Annotated in this window: 17 protein-coding genes and 2 pseudogenes; 7 read left to right on the top strand and 12 right to left on the bottom strand. The window is 36.5% G+C overall.

Annotation, left to right across the window (positions count from 1 at the left end):
- Positions 1-207: 207 nt before the first annotated feature.
- The 5 genes and pseudogenes from ACLCEG_RS01000 to ACLCEG_RS00980 all read right to left on the bottom strand — a co-directional run.
- On the bottom strand, positions 208-1,065 hold the full coding sequence (locus tag ACLCEG_RS01000) for an Imm49 family immunity protein (protein WP_410565095.1): 858 nt from the start codon (positions 1,063-1,065) through the stop codon (positions 208-210).
- A 13-nt stretch (positions 1,066-1,078) separates the two neighbouring features.
- Positions 1,079-8,116 (bottom strand): DUF637 domain-containing protein, encoded by a 7,038-nt coding sequence (locus ACLCEG_RS00995; protein ID WP_410565092.1) that lies wholly within the window; start codon positions 8,114-8,116, stop codon positions 1,079-1,081.
- A gap of 24 nt (positions 8,117-8,140) precedes the next feature.
- A complete protein-coding gene (locus ACLCEG_RS00990) occupies positions 8,141-9,880 on the bottom strand; it encodes a ShlB/FhaC/HecB family hemolysin secretion/activation protein (RefSeq protein WP_410565088.1) in 1,740 nt (579 codons plus the stop codon).
- Between the two features lie 199 nt (positions 9,881-10,079).
- The gene (locus tag ACLCEG_RS00985; RefSeq protein ID WP_410565086.1) at positions 10,080-10,628 is read right to left on the bottom strand and encodes a TetR/AcrR family transcriptional regulator; all 549 of its coding nucleotides are present in this window, start codon (positions 10,626-10,628) and stop codon (positions 10,080-10,082) included.
- Between the two features lie 624 nt (positions 10,629-11,252).
- Positions 11,253-11,494 (bottom strand): annotated as a pseudogene (locus tag ACLCEG_RS00980) (metal-dependent hydrolase); the annotation flags it as partial.
- 69 nt (positions 11,495-11,563) lie between these two features.
- Between ACLCEG_RS00980 and ACLCEG_RS00975 the strand changes: the two are divergent.
- The 3 genes from ACLCEG_RS00975 to ACLCEG_RS00965 all read left to right on the top strand — a co-directional run bounded on the left by ACLCEG_RS00975 (position 11,564) and on the right by ACLCEG_RS00965 (position 14,822).
- Positions 11,564-12,835: a hypothetical protein gene (locus ACLCEG_RS00975; protein ID WP_410565083.1), complete on the top strand. Its 1,272-nt coding sequence runs from the start codon at positions 11,564-11,566 to the stop codon at positions 12,833-12,835.
- Positions 12,836-13,090: 255 nt separating this feature from the next.
- Complete coding sequence (locus tag ACLCEG_RS00970; RefSeq protein ID WP_000113716.1) at positions 13,091-13,660, top strand: TetR/AcrR family transcriptional regulator; 570 nt, start codon at positions 13,091-13,093, stop codon at positions 13,658-13,660.
- A 142-nt stretch (positions 13,661-13,802) separates the two neighbouring features.
- Positions 13,803-14,822 carry an MBL fold metallo-hydrolase gene (locus tag ACLCEG_RS00965; protein ID WP_410565081.1) on the top strand — a complete coding sequence of 340 codons (1,020 nt, stop codon included), beginning with the start codon at positions 13,803-13,805 and terminating at the stop codon, positions 14,820-14,822.
- A 70-nt stretch (positions 14,823-14,892) separates the two neighbouring features.
- Here ACLCEG_RS00965 and ACLCEG_RS00960 read toward each other — a convergent pair whose 3' ends face one another.
- Positions 14,893-15,591, bottom strand: coding sequence for a type 1 glutamine amidotransferase domain-containing protein (locus tag ACLCEG_RS00960; protein WP_022574429.1), 699 nt, complete (start codon positions 15,589-15,591; stop codon positions 14,893-14,895).
- Between the two features lie 156 nt (positions 15,592-15,747).
- Here ACLCEG_RS00960 and ACLCEG_RS00955 point away from each other — a divergent pair, with 156 nt between their 5' ends.
- The gene (locus ACLCEG_RS00955) at positions 15,748-16,164 is read left to right on the top strand and encodes a MerR family transcriptional regulator (RefSeq protein ID WP_004701448.1); all 417 of its coding nucleotides are present in this window, start codon (positions 15,748-15,750) and stop codon (positions 16,162-16,164) included.
- Positions 16,165-16,241: 77 nt separating this feature from the next.
- Positions 16,242-17,048, top strand: a complete 807-nt coding sequence (locus ACLCEG_RS00950) for a type 1 glutamine amidotransferase domain-containing protein (RefSeq protein WP_410565078.1) — start codon at positions 16,242-16,244, stop codon at positions 17,046-17,048.
- A gap of 67 nt (positions 17,049-17,115) precedes the next feature.
- On the opposite strand, the gene ACLCEG_RS00945 is transcribed toward ACLCEG_RS00950, so the two are convergent.
- The 4 genes from ACLCEG_RS00945 to ACLCEG_RS00930 all read right to left on the bottom strand — a co-directional run bounded on the left by ACLCEG_RS00945 (position 17,116) and on the right by ACLCEG_RS00930 (position 21,206).
- A complete protein-coding gene (locus tag ACLCEG_RS00945) occupies positions 17,116-17,691 on the bottom strand; it encodes a dihydrofolate reductase family protein (protein WP_410565075.1) in 576 nt (191 codons plus the stop codon).
- A gap of 203 nt (positions 17,692-17,894) precedes the next feature.
- The gene (locus ACLCEG_RS00940; RefSeq protein ID WP_410565072.1) at positions 17,895-18,962 is read right to left on the bottom strand and encodes a saccharopine dehydrogenase family protein; all 1,068 of its coding nucleotides are present in this window, start codon (positions 18,960-18,962) and stop codon (positions 17,895-17,897) included.
- A 15-nt stretch (positions 18,963-18,977) separates the two neighbouring features.
- On the bottom strand, positions 18,978-20,216 hold the full coding sequence (locus tag ACLCEG_RS00935; RefSeq protein WP_410565070.1) for an NADH:flavin oxidoreductase/NADH oxidase family protein: 1,239 nt from the start codon (positions 20,214-20,216) through the stop codon (positions 18,978-18,980).
- Between the two features lie 159 nt (positions 20,217-20,375).
- Entirely contained in the window at positions 20,376-21,206 is an 831-nt protein-coding gene (locus ACLCEG_RS00930; protein ID WP_240061210.1) for an alpha/beta fold hydrolase, read from the bottom strand.
- 312 nt (positions 21,207-21,518) lie between these two features.
- On the opposite strand from ACLCEG_RS00930, the pseudogene ACLCEG_RS00925 reads away from it, so the two are divergent.
- Positions 21,519-21,620 (top strand): annotated as a pseudogene (locus ACLCEG_RS00925) (acetoacetate decarboxylase); the annotation flags it as partial.
- 90 nt (positions 21,621-21,710) lie between these two features.
- Here ACLCEG_RS00925 and ACLCEG_RS00920 read toward each other — a convergent pair.
- Together ACLCEG_RS00920 and ACLCEG_RS00915 are read right to left on the bottom strand one after the other, a co-directional pair.
- Positions 21,711-22,505, bottom strand: coding sequence for a TorF family putative porin (locus ACLCEG_RS00920; protein ID WP_100193529.1), 795 nt, complete (start codon positions 22,503-22,505; stop codon positions 21,711-21,713).
- 81 nt (positions 22,506-22,586) lie between these two features.
- The gene (locus ACLCEG_RS00915) at positions 22,587-23,501 is read right to left on the bottom strand and encodes a LysR family transcriptional regulator (RefSeq protein WP_077163271.1); all 915 of its coding nucleotides are present in this window, start codon (positions 23,499-23,501) and stop codon (positions 22,587-22,589) included.
- A 100-nt stretch (positions 23,502-23,601) separates the two neighbouring features.
- Here ACLCEG_RS00915 and ACLCEG_RS00910 point away from each other — a divergent pair, with 100 nt between their 5' ends.
- Complete coding sequence (locus tag ACLCEG_RS00910; RefSeq protein ID WP_039252198.1) at positions 23,602-24,708, top strand: muconate/chloromuconate family cycloisomerase; 1,107 nt, start codon at positions 23,602-23,604, stop codon at positions 24,706-24,708.
- The last annotated feature ends 12 nt before the right edge of the window (positions 24,709-24,720 follow it).

Raw genomic sequence — 24,720 nt, 5'->3', positions numbered from 1 at the left:
GCTCACCTCACTTATTGGGAAGAGTGGAATTCAAATTAACATCTGCGTTTGTAGCGTTCCAACTCGTTTTAACAAGGTTTCTGTATATATTTTAAGCAATGTGTAATAAAAAAGCTCACCTATCGATGAGCTTTCTTTAATAACAATAGTGCAATTTACTGAGGCTTAGTCCACTATTTTTCTTAGACATCGCCAAATCTTCAAAACTTATCCAGTGTTTCTTTTAGGAGACCAATCTTTCCACTCATCTTCAAAAGGAGTGAAAATATCAAATTCTTTCATGAATTCCCAAGGCTCTGGATATTCAGGTAAAGGCTCTACAGGCAACCATTCTTTAGGTATCCAAGGCGTATCTATATTTAACTGATATCCATTTCTCCATGCTAATTTGCTATAAATTACAGCATGAGTCGCAATAAAATGCTCAGTAAAAGTAAATGCAAATTCAAAATTACGGACCTTGGCAATTTTAGGACTAGTTAACTCTGTCAAAACATTTTCCATTTCACTCTTATCACCATTCGCTAAGGCAAGATAAAAACGATGGTCAATTAAATACTTTTTATCCTTTTTTAAATCAGTTTGTAAAATGAGTTCACAACGTTCACGTAATTTATCCCATTCATGATTAAGAGCTAATATCAACTGATACCCATGAAAGTCGGGCTTACGTGGATTATCACGGTCTTTAATTGAACCTTGTCGATCATACGATACTCGGTGCTGACTATACCAAGAAATAATCTCTTCGTTATCAGATAATATTGCTGAAAAATGTTCATATGCTGGAAACCATCCAATAGGGTCAAATTGGATGACCATTCGATTTAACTTCGCAGCAATATAACACCACTGTTTAAAAGCAATTAAATCATTGTCACGAAACCAAGATACAATTGCGTTCGCTTCAGAATAGCTTCGTAACCGCCCGATACAAAATGCAACATCTCCTTTTCGTTGAGAAATATAATCTATTTTCTCTTGAATATCCTCTCTAAATTCAGCATGTTGACTTACATGTGCTAATGCTTTTTGATATTCTTCCTTATTTTTAATACTGTTCATAACATTATTTCTCTCATTTACTATTAGGATCAATACGAACAAGCATTAGCTTTTCTGTACTTTTATCAACATAAGCAATACCTTTTACTAATGTTCCATTTGCTTTAGCAGAATCAATAGCTTTATATGCCTCACTATTGGGGTTTAATTTATTAAGTACTACCTGATCCCATTGACCAGACATCTGCATTTTTCCACCAGCTGCGTTAGGATCTAATTTCACGCCTTTTGACCCCAATTGTTTACTATCTACGATCATAGTTAAATTTGTATTTCCCTGAGGATCTTTAAAGATGATGACATGATCATAGCCATTATTACTTCCATACTTACCGCCAGATAAAACTTTACCACCTTGTTCTTTAACAACATTTTCAAACAATGCTTCTGTCTTAACTCCTAGAGGATCGCCATTTTGAGCTATTTGCTTGACTTGACCTCGAGTTACTACACTAAGATCTAAATCGATTGCATTTTTATCTAATTTACGATTACTAATTACACCATATTTTGTTTCTTTTACAATATTCTGGTATATCAGGTCACAACAGGTAGAATTGTGAACCCACACCCCAAGCTTACCTACGTGATATGTATGGTAATCTTTAACTTCAATATTATAAACAGTATCAAGTTTAGCTAACAGTTTTTGGCTAATAATGGTTAATTCATTATTATCACGATCTAATAATGTCATTCCCTCCGAAAGGATTGATGCTTTCTGCCAACCAATATTTTTTACCCAAAATGGGTGTTCTTCAGTTGTCTTTAAAGTTTCAGTTACACCTAATGAGTTTTGGACAACAACTTCAAAAATTGGTTGATTATGTGTAATCTTTTTTGCAATTACAGGTTTATAATCGTATTCCAGCGTAAGATCATTTCTAGACCATACCAATTCATTGCCACTAAATTCTTCAATAGGTTTGAGACCATTTTTTGTTTCAATTAAAGTCCCCGCTACAAAACACGTTGTTCCATTTACACAATTAGTAACTGTGGGTTTATTAATCAACACCCTTTGTTCTTGTACTGCTTGCTTTGCACTAGTTCTAACACTATTGGTAACACTAGCCATAGATAACATGCCATAAATCATTTCGGCTTGAGAGGTACTTAACCCTGTTGTAGCACTAATAACTTGGGCGCCAATTGTATCTACAGATTTACCAGACCAAGCTTGCTTAGCTCCTGCCATTACTAAGTCAGCAGATGAAACAAATCCCCCTAAAGCAACTAAACAGCCAACGCCCGTAACACAAGTTGAGCCTAAAGCAGTAGAGCCAGCTACTCCTAAGCCTCCACCTACAACCATTACTCCACCACCTGCTCTAGTAGTAATCTGATATTTACCATTTAACTCTCTAAAATTAGAGTCAATTTTATCTTGTTTTCTATCAAGAATAGAATATTCAAAAAGCTTCTGATTCGTAGTCATACTACCCATAATAGGCGTTCTGAAATTTTGTTTGATTAATATATCTCGTTCACCTTGAAATTCTGCAGAATTACCAGCGTCTTGTATTCTCTTTAAAAATGCATACTCTGTTGTTCCTTCATAACCTTCAGCACAACGTACCAAAGCGCATGCTGCAATATTATAGCGTGCTTCCTTATTAGCATTTCCTGCAGCTAACATTCTGATTTTTATTATTTCAGATTGATTTAATTGTCTATTATTTAAAATTGCGACTTCAGCAGAGTTTGCAGCCGTATTTGGATCATATCCCGCCAAAGTTGCAACAGAACTTGCAACTAATTTAGAAACATCACGAACTTTTTGTTGATAGTTTTGGATATCATTATCATTATTAAAACTGTTAATATCTATCGATTTATCCATCTGTTCAGCAACAATTTCACCTACTGCCGCTCCTATTGCTCCAGATTCACATTCAGATCTACTTATTGATGCTGCCACACATCCTGCAGCAGCATGTGCAACTTTATGAAGGACATAGTCCATATCTAATTCACTACTTTCAAGTGTCTTAATTTGTCCTGCCAAAGATGCTTGTAATGCCATAGCAGTATTGGTAAGCAAAGCATTACCTAAATTTTCACTTAAACTTCCACCGTTAATTGCGGTAGTGACCAGTGAACTAGCACCAGCATTTACAATTCCTTGAGTTGTTCTTCCGACAACTTCTTTCATAAACTCGCCTTGTTTTGTCATCTTAGACAAATCAGACATTAGCTCTGTATTACTTAATTGACTTAAAACCCCTGCTGTAACAACTGAAGTTGCTAAACTTTTAACTGCGTCTTTACTTCCCAACTCTTTAAGTGTTTTCCCGATATCACCGCCATTATTAATTAAACTTACACTTGCTTGAGTTGCTAAACTTGTAATAGCTGCGTTTGCCATAGCACCAAGTGTAGAAACACCTGTAATTGTTGTAACACCTCCAACGGTTGCTGTTGTAACACCAGCTGAGCCAATCATACTCGCACCAAGCCCAACTGTAGTACTACTTGCAGCAGTTCCACCTGCAGCACCAGCCGCTGCTGCTGTACCTGAACCCATCGTAGCAATAGTTACAATGATAACAATAAGTGCAGCACCAGCCGCCGTTAACCCTTGTGACTTATAATCCCAATCTTTTTGAGTAAGAAGGACTTGCTGCCAATCTACATCTTTACGGTTAACTAATTCTTTGAGATAAGCATTTCCGGGCTGATTTGCCAGTTTTAAAATTTCATCTCTTAATTCAGCTTTATTCGCATCTTTTTCACTAATAGGAACTTGGACTACTAAACCTCCTGCAGCATTAATGGTTGGTAAAACAGGCCCATTGAATCTTGGCAATTGAGCTGTTTCGGTAATTGAGCCTTTATCTTGCATCGATTGCCAAACCACGGAATTTTTTTCTTTTTTTACGAGATCTGTAATAGATGTTTTCGCAGCAATTAGCTCTAACTTTCCACCAGCCTCAATTGATGCACCTTTTAAATACTCAAACTCTGTTCCAACAAGTCTGGTATCAAACCCCGACTTAGTACCAATGTAGTCAGCTTTTAAGGTTGCAGGTAACTCACTCACTTGAGTACGTGTTGCGTTGGTTTTAGAGGTGTTGTATTTAATACCAGCAAATGATGATTTTTTGGTAATATCTACATTACTGCTAGAACTCTCTTCTACTGTGTAAAAATTAAGATTACCACCCGCGTTAATCGAAATTAATCCTCCATCAGCAGTGAATCGGCCTGAATAAATATCAATATTATTATCTGGACTATTAAGAGATGGATCTAATTTTTTCGTCTCAATGAAAATATTTTTACCAGAAATATCAACTGAAGCTGCATTAGTATCATTACTTTCAGCTACAGTGGTAATATACTTTTTCTTTAAACCACCCCATGATTTTTTCTTCTCAGTAGTTGTTGAGCGGTCATAACTTTGCTCAACCGCTGCATCAAATAAAATACTTTTATTTGATTCTATTTTTACATCGCCATTTTTTGAAGCAATACCTGTAGCTTGTAACACCAAATTATCATCTTTGGATTTACCTACAGTTCTTATATTAACTCCTTTATCACCAGTGATAATAGTAGGGCTAACTAATGTTCTCATACTATAGTTTTGATCGCTTTCATTACCTTTATCATAAAAGTCTGTATGGCCATCAATAATAATACTTGCATTTAATACTGTAGGCTGCGCATTTGCACCTTTAGTAGTTGAAGTTTTATATTGTTCAGCTAAAGCACCACTTGCTTCCAAATTAACTTGCCCTAATTTCGCAGAAATATTACCACCACTAATAGATAACCCTTTAGCAGAAGTAATATTAATATTTCCAAAGTTTGAAATTAGTTTTGTCTCTGCATGCTCTGAGCCATTTAATTCAGTATTATAGAAGTCAACTTCTGCCTGTAAGGCTCTTATATAATTTTCATCATACTTAGGCTCAAATGAATATAATGCATCAAAGCGGGTACTTCTTTGCGGAACAGAAATAATACTATGAAATAGTGGTACATCACCTCCGAATATAAGAAGTCTTGGATTTGGCCTAACTGGATATTTAGAAATAAAATCTTTATAAAGATTATAATGTTTTATATATAAACTATAATCATAATTACTAGAAGTATAGTCTTCATATGCACTAACCATCTTGTCATAATCACTAAAAAATTGCTGTGATTTTAGTAAAGCTAGACTGTCCGATATATTTTTTTTAAAATTATTAGCTTCGGTAAGTTTTTCCTGCTTTTTTCTATTTATAAAATTGTTCTTCACCCCATCAATCAGCACATCATCTTTATTCGAAACGATTTTAATATCTTTCTGTGCTGTTAACTGTGAACCTTGAATATCGACTTTGGCACCTTCTAAATTAATACCGCCATTAGCTGTATCCAACTTAACAACTTGTTCAGATCCATTACCCGCAGTTCCTTCATAGCCTTTTAAAGTTAAAGTACCATTCTTGGAAATAAGTTCAATATCACCTGCTGCTTTTAAGTTGTGAACTTTAGGGTCAATCGTCAAGTTTGAATTTGTTTGAATACTTAAATCGCCATTAAGGTTATTTAATTTAGCATCATTTTTAAGTAAATCACTTCCTGTGGTATTTAAGTCAACTGATTTTGCTGTATTTAAGACATCACCTTCAATTAAGATTGCTCCACCTGTAAGTTTGGAATTTTGAAGATTTAAACTTTTATCACTGACTAATGACAGTACTCCTGTTGAATTCAGCTCACTGTTTTTAGTGGAGCTAAAGTTTGCTGAATCATCAATATTAGCCTGACTATTGATATAAATATTCTTTTTAGAATTTAATGCGGTATGCTGCTGTGATGTAGATTTAATACCATCTATTGTAAGGTTATCTGTAGCAAATATTTCAATGTTATTTTTAGCGGTCAATGTACTATCAGTTAATGTATTTTTGGCTCCACTAGTCGCAACAATATTGCCACTTTGGCTTTCTAAAATTGCATTTTGTACTGTTAAGTTACCTATACCACTAGTGCCAATAGTAACACCTTGACTACCTTTTAATACTGTGTTGGTTGTGCCTGCATTAGTGAAGAGAGTATCTTTTGCACCTAATATTGAAAGTTTGCCTTGTGCAGATGTTGCATTTAACCCCGTTGCAGTAATTTTTCCATCTAAAGAAGTAATATCAATATTATTTTGTGCAGTAAGTGTTTTATTTAAATTTAGATCACTTTGAGTCGCATTAAGGCTTAAGTTTTTGCCAGCGTTTAGATCTGTTCCTATATTTAGAGCTTTAGCTTGTAGTTTTAAATCTCCTTTACTCGATAGACTAGAGCCTTTTAAATCAATTAAGTTGCCCGCTTCAACTTTCATATCGCCATTAATTTGTGGTAATGCTCTAGCGCTACTGTCCCAAACTAAATTACTACCACTATAAGCATTAAAATTCTTGGAACGAGTAACAGAGTTATCAAGTGCAAATCCAATATTCTTTAAATTAAGATCGCCTGAACTATATAAATTGATATCTTTCCCTGCACTCCAATCAACTGAATTAAGTGAGAGATTAGAATTAATATTTACAGTATTAAGATTTAGATTTCCCCAATTAGCCCAAAGATGAGTATTATTGAATGACAATAAGTTTCCAGCATATAAATTCAAATCATACATACTAGAAATATTTCTAACACGATCACCTTGTAAATTTTGCTTCGCTTGTAATGAAATTGCACCATTTACACCTAAATTGACATCATTACCAAGATTGATATTATTTGCGTCTAAGTAAAGGTCTCCACCTTCACCAAAGTTTTGGATGTTTGCACTGTTTTTGATATTAATGTCATTTTTTGCACTTAAAGAAATAATATTTTTATTATCAGCACCGTGTTTTTCTATTCTAGCATGATCGACTATTATATCTTTTCCAGAATCTAATATTAAATTCCCATTCGTAATTATTGTTCCTGTATGAACAATATCATTTCCCTCATCTGAACTTAGGCTTAATAAGCTATTTTGAGGATTTTTATTGTAGAGTGCTCCTGTATTTTCAATTTTACCTGCACTTGTTACAACAAGACTGTTTAATGCTTCAAGAGTTCCAGCATTACTAACACCTAAACCCTTTTCAGTGCCAACCAAATAAATATTATTGGCATACATTCCACCTAACGCTTTGACATCCACAGCCAATGTCGGTGTAGTTCCTGTACCAGTCTTAGCAGTTGTATCCTGTAAATCTGCACTAACATTATTTGCCCCTGCAATGACCTGAATATCATTTTTGGCACGAAGTTCAGCGCTAAGCTCTAGTGCACGCGCATAGAGGTCCACATAATTTGCATCGTTGTTATTTCCACCCAGTCCAAATTTAGAATTGGGGTTCGCTGAAACTGTAATTTTACCTTGATCTACAGTGAACTGCTTGATACTGCCATCAGCATTTAACTGAGGTTTACCCGTAGTGAAAATTGCTTTATTGGCATTAATAAAGCCACCACCTTTAATATTGATACCAGACGGGTTGGCAATAATGACATCCGCCATTTGCCCTGCAACTTCCAAGTTCCCTTCAAAGCGTGAAGCGGCTGATGAATTTACTTCATTTAAAATAACTCTCGCTTCACCTGTAGCCAAAAATGGGTTGGCAGATACATTACCGACGGTTTGAGTAGCAGCACCTTGGCGACTGTTGTTCAATACAGCACCTTCAGCTAGTACATCAAATTGTTGATAAATATTATGAGACACACCATTTTTTGGCGTTTGAATATTAACCACAGGAACAACTGCCCCCTGAGCATTTCTTCCGGCAGCAATTACTGCTCTATTTTCAGCATTTGCACCACCATCTGCTACAATATCTGCATATACAGGTGCTAAAGGCATCCATAGACTAATACTGGCTACTAATGCTTTCACTTGCCAGAGTTGATGAAATGCCTGAGATTCAGTATTCGCCATATTGTTCGGTGCACTTGCTTCACTTTGGCCCGATGCCTTGGTTTGGCTTTTTACATTTTCAGCCACGGCAACAAACATTTGACGTGCTTTGCTATAAATAATGCGATAACTATTCTTGTTCATGAATTAAGTCTTTTCTAAAGTAAATTAATAAGAAAGGTTGATACTAAAACCGGTAACCCAGTCTTTTTTTATGCTGTCAGGTGCAATAAGGCCCCGACCTGTAAAAGCATCCAGATAAAAACTATTTTGATAGGTGCGTAGCCCTAAAACACTGCCGAGTAAATAACGCTGACCCGGTATGCTATTACGCCCATTGACCCAGCCTTGATCGACCGCCATATAAAACTGAGTGTTAGGCATAGGAGTATTTAGGCTAATTTCTTGCTGCAAATACTGTCCGTTATCCCCTGAAAGCATGAGTTCACCATCAAAACCACGCACGCTATAACGACCACCAATATAAAAACGATCGTTGGGTACTAAAATTTTAGGGGCATATTGACCACGCCAGTTAAGGCGATATTGCGCTGGGGTCTCCAGCAAAAGAAAAGGCATGGTAAAACGTAGGTCGGCATTCCAAAGTGGAGCACGAGAGTAACCTTCTACAGCAAGACGTTTACCATTAATATCGGTAATATTTTCTTCTGGTGCAGTCAGTGCATTTATTCCCATACCATGACGGTAATCAATGCTGCCATCTAATACTGCATTTCCTAAATATTGACGGTGCTGGAGACCCAAAACCCAACCTGAAGTTTTACGATGTAAGACATTAATCTCAATATCATTTAGAAAACTTTGACTTTCTTTATGATAAAGCTTGCCATAAATGCTGGTTTTATGTTGACCACTACGGCTAATGACACGAGAGAGATTTAGGTTGGCTTGCTGACTATTACCATGATAGATAACAGGATATTTAGGAGTAACCGTTCCTTGTCTATATTGATAATCGTTATAGCTAACACCTAAATCATAATAGCCAAAAGGTAATTGATAACTAATGAAGTAACTTCGATTTAAGTTTTCATGGAAGTCATCTAATGAATGGCTCACGTTTAAAGATAAAATATCATTTAAATGAAATGGGTTATTAACTCCTACACCTATATTACCCATATAGGTACCAGTTTCCTGATTACCTGAGTTATCTACACTTAAGTTGAAATTAACTTTTTGTAGGGGTTGTAGTTTAAGTATTAAGTCGGTATAGCCCGTTAATTCTTTTTCCGCAGAAACTGCTGGCGTAAGTTGCATATCTACAGCATAAGCGCGTTTTAGGTTTTCCAATCCTTGATCTAATTTTTTTAGATTAATGATATCGCCCGTTTTAAATGGTAATCCTGTTTTAAGCTGTAATGACGATATTTTTCCTTCTTGTATAACGACCTTATTCAATCGACCAATTTGTATACTTAAATATAAGTTACCCTGATTTAAATCTTGAGGATTCACGACAATTTGACTGGTAATAAAACCCTTCTTTAAAAGCTCGTTTTGGGCATAGTTCACAATGTTATGTAGGCTTTGCGTGCCAATACATTTTCCTAAAACAGCCTGAGGATGTTTTTGAATAGCTCTTACCACAAAGTCAAATTGCTGCAAGTCTGCAACAGACTGCTCTTTTAGCGGTACAAGACTAATTTTTTTAACTACTACACAGGGGCTCTCTTCAACAACCAGATGTTTAAAATCCTGTAAAGGCTTGCTGTTTTGATAAGGAGTTTGCTGAGTAAGTTGGTCTTGTAATTGCTGATTCAGCTCTTTAAGTCGTTGCTCTTGTAGTACTTGACCCGGTAAGGAGACATCTTCGATGGCATAAACATATTGATTAAAACCTGCAAAAAAAATAATGGAAAAAGTTATAAAGTTTTTATTTAACATCTAGTATACAGAATAGTACATACAGAAACTTTATTTTACATAAAACAACAAATTATTCAATTTTTCCTACACTTACATAAGATGAACTTTTGAACAAACGGTACATTTTTTCCTTTAATTAAATATTAATTTTGCTTTCAACTTCTCATCTAATAAATAGAGATAGCTTAAAAGTTGAAAAACTAAAAAGAATCATTATTTACCCACCAAAAAACCTCTCCACCACCACATCCCTTTCATCCAAACTGTTTGAGCTTAAAATCTGGAACATCAAACCATCTATAAGGTTTAAAACCAAGTCAGCATTTGGTTTTAAATCATGAGTTTCTAAACTAAAAATAAGGTCAAAAATCTCATGATGCAGCCATTTTCTATACTCAATTGCCATAAGGTAAGCCTGTGGGTAAGCGATTTTAATTTCAAAATAGGCTTTAAGTAAAAGGTAGTACAGGCTATTAAAGTTGGCATGTAAAACGACAATCTCTTTGAGTTTATCTTTTGAAGTGCGGTAACGGCTTGAGTAAATAATGGCGAGCACTTCTTCTTTAAGCTTGCTCTTTTGAAAAGCAATGCACATTTCAATAAGATGCTCTTTCGAGCGAAAGTAGTTATAAAGGGAGCCTTTCGGTATTTTGGCTTCTTTGGCAATGAGGTCTACGCCTGTTGTGTGGAACCCATAAGTTGTAAATAGGCGTATAGCAGTTTGAACAACATGTAGTTTTTTCGAAGATATTTCTAAATTTGACATAGTTTTACCGTTTTAAGTTCTTGTTGTTTCTAAGTGAGATTAAAAAGCCTGTGCCTTTTCTGGGAGAAAAAAAGACACAGCAAAGCCTTAAAGACTGTGCTTGGCACATCTCAAGTTTTATTGTTGAAGCAAGTTTTTTAGACGTAACGATTTAAAGCCTGAAAAGCCTATAGGCGATCGAGCTGCTTTAAAGTGATTTAAGTGGTGTCGATATAGATTTTGACAGTGACTGCCAATAATTTATGAATGTGCATAGCCAACTCCTTCTTTTGGGAGTTCTGCCAAAGCATTATAAATTATGGTGGCAGAACGGAAGCAGGTTGACGGACTGGTTTGAACTCCAGCACACCCAAAGGTGTCCCACTCCCGTCCTACCGCTACGGGAGGGAACGGGGTGTGCACACAAGACTACTCCTCAGAAGAAATAATCCTGATGTGGTTCAAATAGCGGTCCGTCAAAACCGGCTGGCAATGTAGGCCAGCCCGCAAATGGTAATCTTGAACAATTAAGGTGTCAATGTGAAATTGGCTAGAAATTATTTAATTAATTATTGTTTTTCATTAAATTACATAATTAAGGAACACCTTAAATAAGGGCTTAACAATTTAATTTTACACAGTAGTTTAATCGGTCTCCTTATAGTTACTGATATTTAAATATGCCAATGTTTGCTCAGTTGATCCCTCACTTAAAAGGACTATGATTGGGATTAAAGTACCATAAACAGGCACTTATTATAGTCAGCCTTAGATACACGGCCTTGTCGAACAGCTCATAAATAATGTTTGAAACGGAAACGATGTGGTAATTGAGCGTCTTGTTTTACTAAGCTTTCAACCGTAATATAAGCTAAAGCACGAAATATGATGTTATGAAATAATTGAAAGTATTGACATACATTAATTAATTTTATTTTGATTGAAAGGAAATTAAGTTGCAAAAAGTTAATAAGATATTTGGTGGTGAAAAAGCAGGAAAAGATACTAGATATAATGCTTGTGTTGGAAACAATGGTTGGGTTGGAATGTCTAGCTATATTGATGGGTTTCAGTCATCTACTGTTATTTTATTAGAAGCTTTAATTAATGGCATTAAAAAGGAAAATGACTTTGATAAATTTATTTGGTGTGTGGATCATGGTATTTACCCCATACTTTTTTCTGCAAGGCATTTTTTAGAATTATTTTTTAAACAACAAATATTACGCATTAGTTATTTAAAAAATAAAAATGAAAAAGATTATTTTCTTAAACTTACATTATTAAAAACACATGATACTCACAAATTATGGAAGTTATTTTTACAAGAAGTAAAATTAAATCATGATCAAAGATTATATTTATATTTACATAAATTTCATAATTTTATATTGAACTTCCATGAAATTGATTCAACTGGAGAGACTTTTCGATATCCTTACAACCAAAATCACAAGTTACATTTAACTAATCATAGTGTAATCGGGATTAAAAGATTTTATAAAAATTTTATTTCGTTTTCAGAATTAGCTTCTGATTTTTCATATTTAACGGAGGAATTATTATCTGAGTATAAAGTTGGTACATATACAGAACATCTTTCTAGAAAAGATATTGAAAATATTGCCTTTTCATTACCTAAAAAAAATTACTGGAACAATAGAAATTTAAAGAAATTTCAGCAAGATGCTAAAATAAAATATGGAATAGGAGCTAGAGAATTTAGGAACGTATTAGATATTATTAAACAAAATATTGAATTTAACAATATTGTATCTAGTGAATATAATTTATGCATTGATGAACAAAAACTTATAAAATTTTGCTTAAATTGTTTAATGGAAAAAAAGCAAGATTTAAATTTATCTTTATCAGATTTAGCGTGTATTAGATCAATACAAGAAATAAGTGTACCAATCATTGATGGAAAATATTTTTCTGAGGATATTCATCATTTAATGGAACATTATTATAAAAAATATAAGTTTTATAACGAATATGCTTTGCAAGATGAAGTAGATTATATCCATCACCACATTAATAGAACAATTAATGGACTAGAAAAATTAAGGCAAACTAATACACTACATAAAATTCATAGAGTATTTCAAAATTTATTTGTATGTTTATTAAAAAATCACAAAGATGATCCTTTGGATATTGACAGTCGTGTTCGTAGTCTTGAAAGACAATTACAAGATATGTGCAAGGGTATCATATTTAAATAATTTTAAAATTAATATAGGGGGTATTATTCAATTTTTTATTATATAAATCAATATTTTACTTAATTTACAAAGTCCAATTCCCAAGACCTCTATATGTCAAAATTCTAAAGTATGGCTATAACTACGAGCACCCTCTTGATTCATAATCGACTGAATTGAGCTTTACCATCAGTACTATGCATCAGAATAAATACATTTGCTGTTTCATTATTTTTTATGTATGATTGAGTAATCACTCAATTAATATATTTGTTTATGGCTCGTCCTCGTAGTGAAGATAAACGTAATGCAATTTTAAGCGCTGCTATTGAAACATTAGCAGAGCTTGGCGAACGTGCGTCTACCTCAAAAATTGCTAAAGTTGCTGGCGTGGCAGAAGGTACTTTATTTACCTATTTTAGTAATAAAGAAGAACTGCTTAACCAGTTATATCTTTCGCTAAAGGCTGAGCTACGTCAGGTCATGATGCTTAGTTACCCAACTAACGCTGACCTACAAACACAAATGTCGCATATCTGGCAAAGCTATTTAGACTGGAGTTTAGAAGCTCCCCTTAAACGAAAAGTCATGGCGCAGCTTTCAACTTCGGAACAAATTACCGAGCAAAGCAAACAAATTGGTATGCAAACCTTTTGTGACCTCACCCAAAACATTCAAGAACGTATTAACGATGGCAAATTAAGAGATTATCCACCGTTATTTATTGCTTCAATTTTAGGTGCGCTTGCCGAAGTTACTCTCAATTTTATTGCCCAAGACCCTTCTCAAGCCGAGCGTTATCGCAAATCTGGCTTTGAAGCGTTTTGGCATGCAGTTTCAATATAGATAAAGGAGTAAGGATGCACGGCGTCCTTATTTTTAAACCAATTAATGAGTGAGTAAATACTCATTTAATTAAATCAAAATAAGTACTTAGCCCCAAGTTCTTATTTGCATATATAGGTTTGTTCCAATAAGGAAAAACAAGATGACTATTTCAAACACAACAGACTTGCCTTCTCCCTTAATGCCATCTCAGCAGCACAATGGCAAATTTAGAAATACGCGTCCAAACCAACACAAGCCTTCTTTTGGCAAAACGCTCCAACTTATGTGGAAGTTTCTATTTAACAAGCCCAAAGATACAGTACCCAACAAAGAAATTCCTGTTTTAAGCTTAACCAAAGAACAGCTTTTAACTGCACCTGACCGCTCTCTATTTCGTTTGGGCCACTCAACCATTTTGTTAAAACTGCAAAATGAGTTTTGGTTAACCGACCCTGTTTTCTCGGATCGTGCTTCACCTTTTCAGTGGATTGGTCCAAAACGTTTTCACCAGCCACCGATTAGCATTGCAGACTTACCGCCGATTAAAGGCGTGATTTTGTCGCATAACCATTACGACCATCTCGATTACCATGCTGTCATGCAACTGAACGATAAAGTTGAGCATTTCTTAACACCGCTTGGTGTGGGTGACACGCTCATTAAATGGGGAATTCCAGCAGAAAAAGTTCAACAACTTGACTGGTGGGATACTACCCATGTAGATGGACTAAAATTGGTTGCCACCCCTGCTCATCACTTTTCAGGCCGTGGTATGGGCGATAGCAATGCGACGCTTTGGGCTTCGTGGGTGATTATTGATAATGACTTACGTGTGTTTTTTAGCGGTGACACGGGATATTTTGACGGGTTTAAAGAAATTGGACATCGTTATGGTCCGTTTGATTTGACCATGTTAGAAACTGGCGCTTATGACCCTGAATGGCCCGATGTTCATATGCAACCAGAGCAAACTTTACAAGCGCATATCGATTTAAAGGGTCGTCATTTGTTGCCTGTACATAATGGTACTTTTGACTTGGCGCTTCATGCTTGGGACGATCCGTTTGAACGGATTGTAGGTTTGGCTCATGAAAATAATTTAGCCATTAGCACACCGCAAATGGGACAACTCTTGAACTTAAACGAGCCGAATGTTGAAAATTATTGGTGGCGTTCATAGTTTGATAAAAATAAGCCGAACACTCCATTTGCAGTATTCGGCTTATCTTATTTATAACTTTGAATAATTTTCACAAAGCACTCTTTTCAAGCGTTTCTATAATCGCTAAAGCTGTCTTTTTAGCTGAAAACGGGTTTTGACCAGTAATCAAGTTGCCATCTTGAACCACATACGGCGCAAAAGGAATAAAAGCCTTTTCATAACGAGCGCCATATTCTTTCGCTAACTCTTCGGCATTGTATGGCACTTTTTTCGCTACCCCTGCCAGAACCTCTTCACTCCATGCGAAGCCAGTTAACTTTTTACCTTCTATTAGACGTTTGCCATTTGAAAGTCTGACGTTAAGCAAACCGCAATAACCGTGGCATACACTCGAAACAATCCCACCTTTTTCATAAATATTTTTGGTGATTTCTTGCAGTTCAGGGTTATCTAAAAAATCCCACATCACACCGTGACCACCCGTGTAATAGATCACGTCATAATCTTGCCAATGAATATCGGAAGGCTTAAAAGTATTTGCTAACAGGGTAATAAAAGCTTGGTCTTTTTCTCTGGCTTTAACAGATTTATCTGCAACCAAAGGCGCAAGCGATTTAGGCTCGATTGGGGTTTTTCCGCCATTTGGGCTGACAATATCTTGCACATAACCTTGCTTTTCAAACTCATCATAAGCATGGGTGAGCTCGCCCAACCACAGTCCTGTTTGTTGGTCTACATCCTTGTAGCGTGAAACATTGGTCACGACATGTAATATGCGTTTAGACATTTTGTCACCTCATTTTTCATATTTATAATTCTATTCTTTCGTCTATCAAAGCATAGAAAGCTGTTACTGAAAGTGTGTGCTTGGTAAAGTTATGAACCTTGCTTTTAAGTGACTATAAGTCTAAAGTTAACTTGAATGTCAATAGAGTCTGTAGCTATGAATATTAGCGAGTTATCTAAATTAAGTGGCTTAAGCACCCCTACAATTCGTTATTACGAGCAAATCAAACTTTTACCTAAAGCAAAAAGAAAATCGAATGGTTATCGTGAATATACCGATAACGATTTGAAGCAGCTTTCTTTGATTCAGCAAGCCCAGCAAGTTGGTTTTTCTTTAGCAGAAATTAAAGCTTTTTTGCCTTCAAAAGTTGCCACTTGGAACCATGACGCACTCATCCAAACAATTGAATTAAAAATTCAGGAAATAGAACTTTTAGAACAAAAGCTAAAGGTGAGTAAGCAAAACTTACGTACCATGATTGATGCAATCAACAACAAACCCGATGAAATTACCTGCGAGCAAAATGCAGAACGTCTTATGAATCTCTATTTCGACAAAGCAAAAACACCGTAATTTTTTAACAACTCTATTGACCTTAAAGTGTGCTTTAAACATACGATTGGCTACAGGTGATAAATGAGGAGCCTGTGATGTTTAAAGTTTGGAATTTTCAGCGTTGGTTAAGCATTATTTTTGCCATTTTTTTGACTACACATGTGGTACATGCCGCAGAGTCAAATAAAGCTCAAAGCCTTACCAAAGCAAATGGAAAAATTCTAGTCGTAATGACCAATCACTCGGCTTACCCTTCCCGTTCGGATACAACAGGACTTTGGCTGACTGAACTCACTCATTTTTACGATGTGGTCTTAGCTGCTGGCTATGAAATGGATTTTTTAAGTCCTTTAGGTGGTCAAGTACCACTAGATGAACGTAGCTTAAAGTCTATTTACTTAGACAAATCTGCTCGTCAGCATTTAGCTGACCCGGCCTTTATGCAGCGCTTAAAAACAACATTAGCTCCGAGCGCGATTAATCCTACTCAGTACAAAGCTATTTACTATACTGGCGGACACGGCACCATGTGGGATTTCCCAAACAATAAAGCTTTGCAAAACATTAGCGAACAGATCTATCGCCAAGGTGGAGTCGTTTCAGCGGTCTGTCACGGCGTGGGTGGTTTATTGCCTTTACAGGATGAAAATGGCAAACCCTTAATTGCAGGTAGAACTGTTACAGGTTTTGCAAATATAGAAGAAACACTTTCAGGTATTAAGTCTCAAGTTCCATTTTCTTTACAAAATGGACTCATTGAACGTGGAGCAAAATACAAAGAAGCATTTATTCCGTTTACGTCGTATGTGGTTTCAGACGACAGAATTATTACTGGACAAAACCCTCAATCAAGTAAAGAAATTGCTGAAGCAGTGATTAAGCGTTTAAGTACAATTCAATAAATCTAAAAAGACGAATTACAGACTACCCCTGTAATTCGTCTTTTTCATATAAATATTATAGAAAAAATTAACTTATCTTTTGATAGTGAAGAGCTATCGCACCAGAAGCAAAAGTTTTATTTTCAATAAGCTTAAGATTGGTCTTTTCCTGAATGCCTTGGAATAGTGGTAAGCCACTACCAATTAAAACGGGCGAAACCGTAATTTTATATTCATCAATTAAACCAAGTTGCATGAGATAGTGCGCGAACCGTGGACTTCCCAGAATCACCATATCTTTACCCGCTTTTTGTTTCAGCTTATTAATTTCTTCTTCGACATGGTATTTTACAAGACGGGAATTATTCCATTCAACTTTATCTAGGGTGGTTGAAAAAACAATTTTTTCAGTCTTTTCAATCCACTCAGCGTGATTTCGTTCATGCTCCGAAGCTTCTGGATTTGAAAGCATGGTTGGCCAGTAATTATGCATCATTTGGTAAGTCGCACGTCCCCAAATCACCGTATCGGCAGTGCTCAAAATTTCTTTTGCATGATTTGCCAAATCGGCATCGTAAGCAATCCAGCCTATGTCCATTGCCCCATTTGGACCTTCCACAAAACTGTCTAGCGATGCATGTAGAAAGAGTATAAGTTTTCTCATTATTCTCATTCCTTTGTTATGAAAAATATTTATCGCTTTTTAGTATATTCAATTTGAATTATTTCTTATGGAGTGTTTTGTTTTCTGTTTTGCTTTTTATCTATAGAAAGCTATATTTAATTGAAATATTTAAAAATAACTCGAACAAGAATGACTCCTTATTCGGGACTATCAATCAACATGCTGTTTTAATAAGGGCTTTATTAATTAATGACTAACGGACCAGAACCCGGCAGCTCAGTCACTAGTTTATAACCCATCAGTTTTGCTGGCGTATATGTACCGCCTTTCACGGTATTTTTGAGTAAATAATTCACTACAGTCAGTGAGCCATTTACGGTAAGGCTATACGCATTTTCTGTTTGAATACGGGCAGTTTTGATTTCCCCACGGGTATTTCTTGCCTCACCCCAAACATAGGTAGGTACTTTCGCTCGAAGCTCTTCATTTGGTCCCACGACTGTTTTTTCAATACGCGACTTAATAAACTTCTGCACGGCATTGATTTTTAATATTGGACGTACATAGTTCATCATTTTCGCACCAAAAATCATTTTGGGAAATGCGGGTACAAATACTTCAATGTTTGGAATACCTGTTGTATAGAACGCTGTAGATACGTCTCCCCATGGAACACTCATGGCACTTTTTTTACCGTCACCAAAATCAATAGTCCGGACATAATGTGCTAATGGAACGGTGGTAATTTTTCCGTTCTTACGAATTTTTCCTCCTTCGGCCATGCCTTCTGTACTTGTTTTAGCAGTACCCGGTGAAAATCCTGTTCTAGAGTCAAAACCAAGTGCTAAATGGGTCGCATCTGGCAGTGCTTCTTTTAGTGCAGCAGCAACACAATCTGTCGGAATCACATCGAAGCCAACACCCGGACAAATCACAATATCGGCTTTTTCAGCTTGGCTGTTCAGTGACTGTGCCAGTTCAAATACAGCGATTTCACCCGTAATGTCGAGATAATGAGCGCCGGCATTTATACACGCTTCCATCATGGGTTTTGAGGTTGCTGAAAATGGCCCTGCACAGTGCATAACCAGTTTAAAACCTTGGAGTTGCTCACTGACCGCATTTACGTTATCAAGTCCAAAAGCTTTATAATCAAGCCCCAACTCTTGAGCAAGTGCTTCAACCTTAGCTTTGTTACGGCCAGCCAAAGTCGGTTTTAGACCTTGGCGTACAGCTTCACGAGCGATTAACTCGCCCGTGTAGCCATTTGCTCCATAAATTATCCAGTTTGAATCGTTAAGATTTGTCATAACACAACTCACTTTTTAAGAAGCAAATAAATAGTCACGCATGCCTTTTTTGTATTGGCGGGTTCGGCATGACATCGCTGATTGTTGCAAAATTAAAGCCCAAGCTGGTGAAACATTTGGCTTTGTTTTTTTACCAGCACTTACATTACGTAACTGGAATTTGACCACAGCCATATTGGCAAGTGAAGCCAATGTTTTATTTTCCCATGTAATTGGCTTGAGTTCAGGTGAAATATGTTGACCTTGTTTCCAAGCATTTGGCAAATTAGGTTCAATGGCTAAAGCTGTGGCAATGCCAACCATATCGACACCGCTTTCAATTACTTTCTCTGCCACTTGTTTACGGCGTATACCACCTGTCACCATAACAGGCATTTTGGCAACTTTACGAATCTCTTGCGCAAATTCTAAAAAGTAAGCTTCACGAGCAAGTGTGCGACCATCACGTGCTTGGCCTTGCATCGCTGGCGCTTCATAGCTACCGCCTGAAAGTTCAACCAAATCGACTACATGTTCATTTAGCATTTTAACCACTTGCTGAGCATCTTCAGCGCTAAAACCGCCACGCTGGAAATCGGCTGAATTTAGTTTCACTGCAACCGTAAACTGTGGCGAAACTACTTTACGAACTGCTTCCACAATCTCAATTAAAATACGAGCGCGGTTTTCTAAAGAACCACCCCAACGATCTTGGCGTTTATTGCTCAGTGGAGAAAGAAACTGGCTTAGTAAATATCCATGCGCTGCATGAATTTCCACACCAGTAAATCCTGCTTTTTCACCTAATCGTGCTGTGTTTGCAAAACGCTGAATCACTTCTGCAATCATAGATTCAGTCATTTCAATTGGTGTGTTAAAGCGATTTGACATTTTTCCTAAATCTAAAGCAACAGCAGAAGGCGCCCATGTTTGTTGTCCTAAATTTGACTGCATTTGTCGACCCGGATGGTTAATTTGAAGCCAAACCTGAGCACCTTTGGAACGGCTAATTTGTGCCCATTGTTTAAAAGTATCCAGATGCTTTTCATCCTCAAGTACCACGCCGCCCGGTCCAGTCATCGCTCGGCGGTCTACCATCACATTTCCGGTAATAATTAGACCTACACCACCATTTGCCCAAGCCTGATATAAACGCATTAATTCTTCTGATGGTGCATGGTTTAAATCAGCCATGTTTTCTTCCATTGCTGCTTTAGCAATACGGTTAGGAACATATGAGCCATTTGGGAATACTAATTTTTCGAACACTTTCATTGGAATGACCTCATTCAGTATGGCTTTACTTTAAGGTTAAAGCTAACTTTAATGTCAATACCTTTTAGCATTTCTATATTTATTACTTTCAATTTCATTTGCTTATAAATAAAAAAGAGGCACTTAATAGGCCTCTTTTTTAAAGTTTAAAGCTTTAAATTATTCACGAATAAACGCCAACAAGTCAGCGTTAATCACTTCATGATTTACAGTTAACATGCCGTGAGAAAAACCTGGGTAGATTTTGAGTTGGCTATTTTGAAGTAACTCAGCAGATTTCACACCAGACGTCTTATAAGGCACGATCTGGTCGTCGTCACCATGTAATACCAAAACAGGAATAGTGATTTTCTTTAAATCTTCGGTGAAGTCAGTTTGTGAGAATGCCACAATACCGTCGTAATGTGCTTTTGCACTGCCTGTCATACCCTGACGCCACCAGTTAGCAATAATGCCTTCAGATGGTTTCGCATCTGGTCGGTTAAAACCATAGAATGGGCCAGATGGAAGGTCTCGGAAAAATTGTGCACGGTTTGTGAGAACCTGATTTTGCAGATCGTCAAAAACTTCTTTTGGTAAACCTTCAGGATTATTTTCAGTTTTAACCATCAATGGCGGAACTGCACTCACAAGAACAGCTTTCTTAACATTTTCCTGACCATGGCGTGCAATATAGTGAGCCACTTCACCGCCACCTGTTGAGTGGCCAATATGAATTGAATTTTTAATATTCAGATGTTTAACCACTTCTGCAACGTCATCTGCGTAATGGTCCATATCATGACCATCCCACACCTGACTCGAACGCCCATGTCCACGGCGGTCATGAGCAACTACACGAAAACCTTCTTTAAGGAAAAAAAGCAACTGTGTATCCCAATCATCTGAACTTAAAGGCCAACCGTGATGAAAAAATAGAACTTGGGCATCACGTGGTCCCCAATCTTTATAAAAAATTTCTACGCCGTCTTTTGTGGTTACATATCCCATCTTTGTTCTCCTGATGAAAAACTACTTGTTGATTCGTTATAAGAGTTTAGTTAGATAGTTATACTAAGCTTAAAGTTAACTTTAAGGTCAATCACCTTAATTGTATTTTTAAAATCAAATTTATATGAAAGTACCTTCTTAAATTCTTCTCATCTTTCCCCTTTTTTATTTCATTTAAATGTCAAAGTCTTTCATAATCAAAATTAAAAACTTGACTTTAAAGTTAACTTTAAACTTATAGTTTCTGAACTGGTTCTAAATTAACACGTCTTGAAATATACAGCATTAGCTACTCGGTCAATTAATGTAAAGGTGCTAAATGAACTTGGCACTTCACAAATTCTCCGTTTAGATGTAGTTGAGGATGCTCAGATAGTGCTTAATTTGCCTACCGTAATTAATTTAAAAGCATAAATAAAAAGTCCATTTTAACTACGTTTGAAATTTCGAATTTAGAGGTATCTTTTCAAGCGTAGTTAATTAGGCATTACTTATAAATTTAACTTAGAACACCTTTTTTACAGATACTGTAAAAGTCGAATCGATCGGATTTGAAACAGGTGCGCCTGCCTCACCATTGCTATACTTTTTATAATAAGCATTTTTATCCCATGCTTTTGTATACGCTAGTCCTGTACTCCAACCATCACCTAAATCTTTAATAAGTTCGGCTTTAACATCCTGAAAATTCGACTCTGAAAAGTTTTTGATTCTTTCATAGCCATAGTGAGCGCCAAAAGTCCAAGTATCACTGATAGGCTGGGTAAAGTTAAGATCTAAATAACTTGATCCTCTCGACCTTTTACCAGCAGGTCCCCCCATGGTTTTAGAGTTATAACCAGCATAATCTGGTGTGTAAGTCACAAAGTATTTAAGGCTTAAAGGACCATAGCCAATTTGAGGTACGATCTCACCATAGTTATAACTGCTACTCCCCGTTTCTGGTGTACTTTTCGCACCTGGGTAGTAGTAGTAAAAAACCGACATCCCAATTGAAAATTTATCGATTGTTTTTAAATAACCTGTATAAAAATCCCATTCAACCGAGGCATCTCGCAGATAGTTAGAGCTGACACTTGATGCCCAAGTCCCTACAAAAAAACCATTAGGATTGGCATAATCCAATCCACCTTGTAAGGCTGGTTTACCCCATGTTTGTTGGAAACCACGTGAAATATATTGACTAGCAAAAGTAACATTTGCGCTATATGGAGAGGTTTTTTCTTGTTCTTTTAATTGTTCTGCATGTACAACGCTAGTAGACATAATAAGTGAAACTAAACCTAAAATTTTTCTCATTCAATAATTCCTTATACATATTACCTATAGGTTTAAAGTTTTAAAATAACATGAAATATCCACTTTAAGAACCTTAAAGGTTTATAAATTCAAGTTTCTAGACACATCTTCTTCGCTATAAATCTCTTCAATGCAATCTAAAATTTTAGGAATATAGGAACTTTGATCCATGTTGCGCATGGATAGAGAGATTGGACTATAGGCTTCTAAATCCAAGATATTTAAGTAAGTTAAATTCTTCATACCAATATCACAGGCACTTTCTGGAATAATACAAATACCTTCCCCGGATGCTACTAAGCCAAGTGCCATATGAATTTCGCGGACTTCTGTCAGTTTGGCTGGAACTAGACCTAATTTGGTAAATAAAGCTTGAATAGTGGTCGAAAAATTTGGTTTAGGTGTGGTTGGATAAGAAAAAATCGTCTCATTAATAATTTGAGATAAATAAATTCCTGAATCTTGAAATTCACTTAATGGGTGTTTTTTATGGATTGCGAGTTTTAACTTTTCTTTTCTGAGCAGAAGCCGCTTAATTGCTGGGTCACTAATCGGCAAGCGCCCAAAACCTAAATCGATTTTACCGAGTTTTAATGCTTCAACCTGATCTCGTGTACCACACTCAATAAGCTCAACATGAATGTCAGGATTTTTTTGTCTAAATAGATAGATCACCTGTGGTAATCGTCCATAAAGAAGTGAACTCACATAACCCACTTTAACAACGTTCTCGACTAGCTTCATTTTTTTAGCCATCGAAGCAGCTTGAGCAGTATGCGTTAAAATTTGCACCGCATGTTGGTAAAAAAACAGCCCTGCTTCCGTTACTTTTAATGGACGAGAGCCTTTTTCGAATAAATCGATCCCTAATTCTTCTTCTAGTTTTTTGATTTGGCGTGTTAAAGGCGGCTGGGCAATAAAAAGCTTTTCTGCGGCTTTGGTCAGGCTCTGTTCTTCAACCACGGTAACAAAATAACGTAGATGTCTTAATTCCATTAATATACCTTTTTAGTATCTTAAAATACCGTTCTATATCTATTTTAGGCTATTACATTCTTCTATGGTATACAAACAAGTTCGTAATAGTTGAAACTTCATGTATAGAACCATAGAAACCATACTTGTGGATATTCCAACTATCCGTCCTCACCAGTTGTCTGTGACTACTATGCGTACCCAGACTTTGGTACTCGTTAAAATTACGACCACGGATGGTATTGTCGGTTGGGGTGAAGCCACCACCATTGGTGGGCTGAACTATGGTGAAGAAAGTCCTGAGAGTGTCAAAGCCAACATTGATACTTACTTTGCACCATTACTGACATCAGTTAAAGATTTAAATGTTGCACAAACGCTAAAACTGATTCGTAAAAATATTAATGGTAACCGCTTTGCCAAGTGTGCCATTCAGACTGCCCTACTTGATATTCAGGCCAAACGTTTAGGCGTGCCATTAAGCGAAGTTTTAGGTGGACGTCTGCGTAATAGTTTACCTGTGCTTTGGACGCTTGCGTCTGGTGACACGGAAAAAGATATTGCTGAAGCTCGCAAAATGATTGAGCTAAAGCGCCATAACACGTTCAAGCTTAAAATTGGTGCACGTCCTTTACAGCAAGATGTTGACCATGTGATTGCGATTAAAAAAGCATTAGGTGCTGATGTTAGTGTACGTGTAGATGTAAACCGTGCATGGTCAGAACTTGAATGTATTCATGGTATTCAACAGCTCCAAGATGGTGGAATCGATTTAATTGAACAGCCATGTGCAATTCAAAATACCGAAGCACTTGCTCGCCTCACCCATCGTTTTGATGTAGCCATTATGGCGGATGAAGCTTTAACTGGACCTGACAGTGCATACCGTATTGCAAAAAATCATGGTGCAGATGTATTTGCCGTGAAGATTGAACAATCAGGTGGCCTGATTGAAGCATGTGAAGTTGGCAAAATTGCTGGTTTAGCTGGAATCGACCTATATGGCGGTACCATGCTTGAAGGCCCTGTAGGAAGTATTGCTTCTGCTCATGCATTTGCAACTTTTGAAACGTTAGCGTTCGGTACTGAATTATTTGGTCCTTTATTACTGACCGAAGAAATTTTAAAAGAGCCGCTACGTTACGAAAACTTTGAATTGCATTTGCCAACAGCTCCGGGCTTAGGCATTGAAATTGATGAAGATAAGATTGAGAAATTACGTCGTTAAGGCAACAGGATA

This window comes from Acinetobacter sp. H1(2024) (genome assembly GCF_046557555.1).
Classification (GTDB): Bacteria; Pseudomonadota; Gammaproteobacteria; order Pseudomonadales; family Moraxellaceae; genus Acinetobacter; species Acinetobacter seifertii.
The sequence above is the reverse complement of the archived record's forward strand: the minus strand, read 5'-3'. Positions and strand labels throughout refer to the sequence as shown.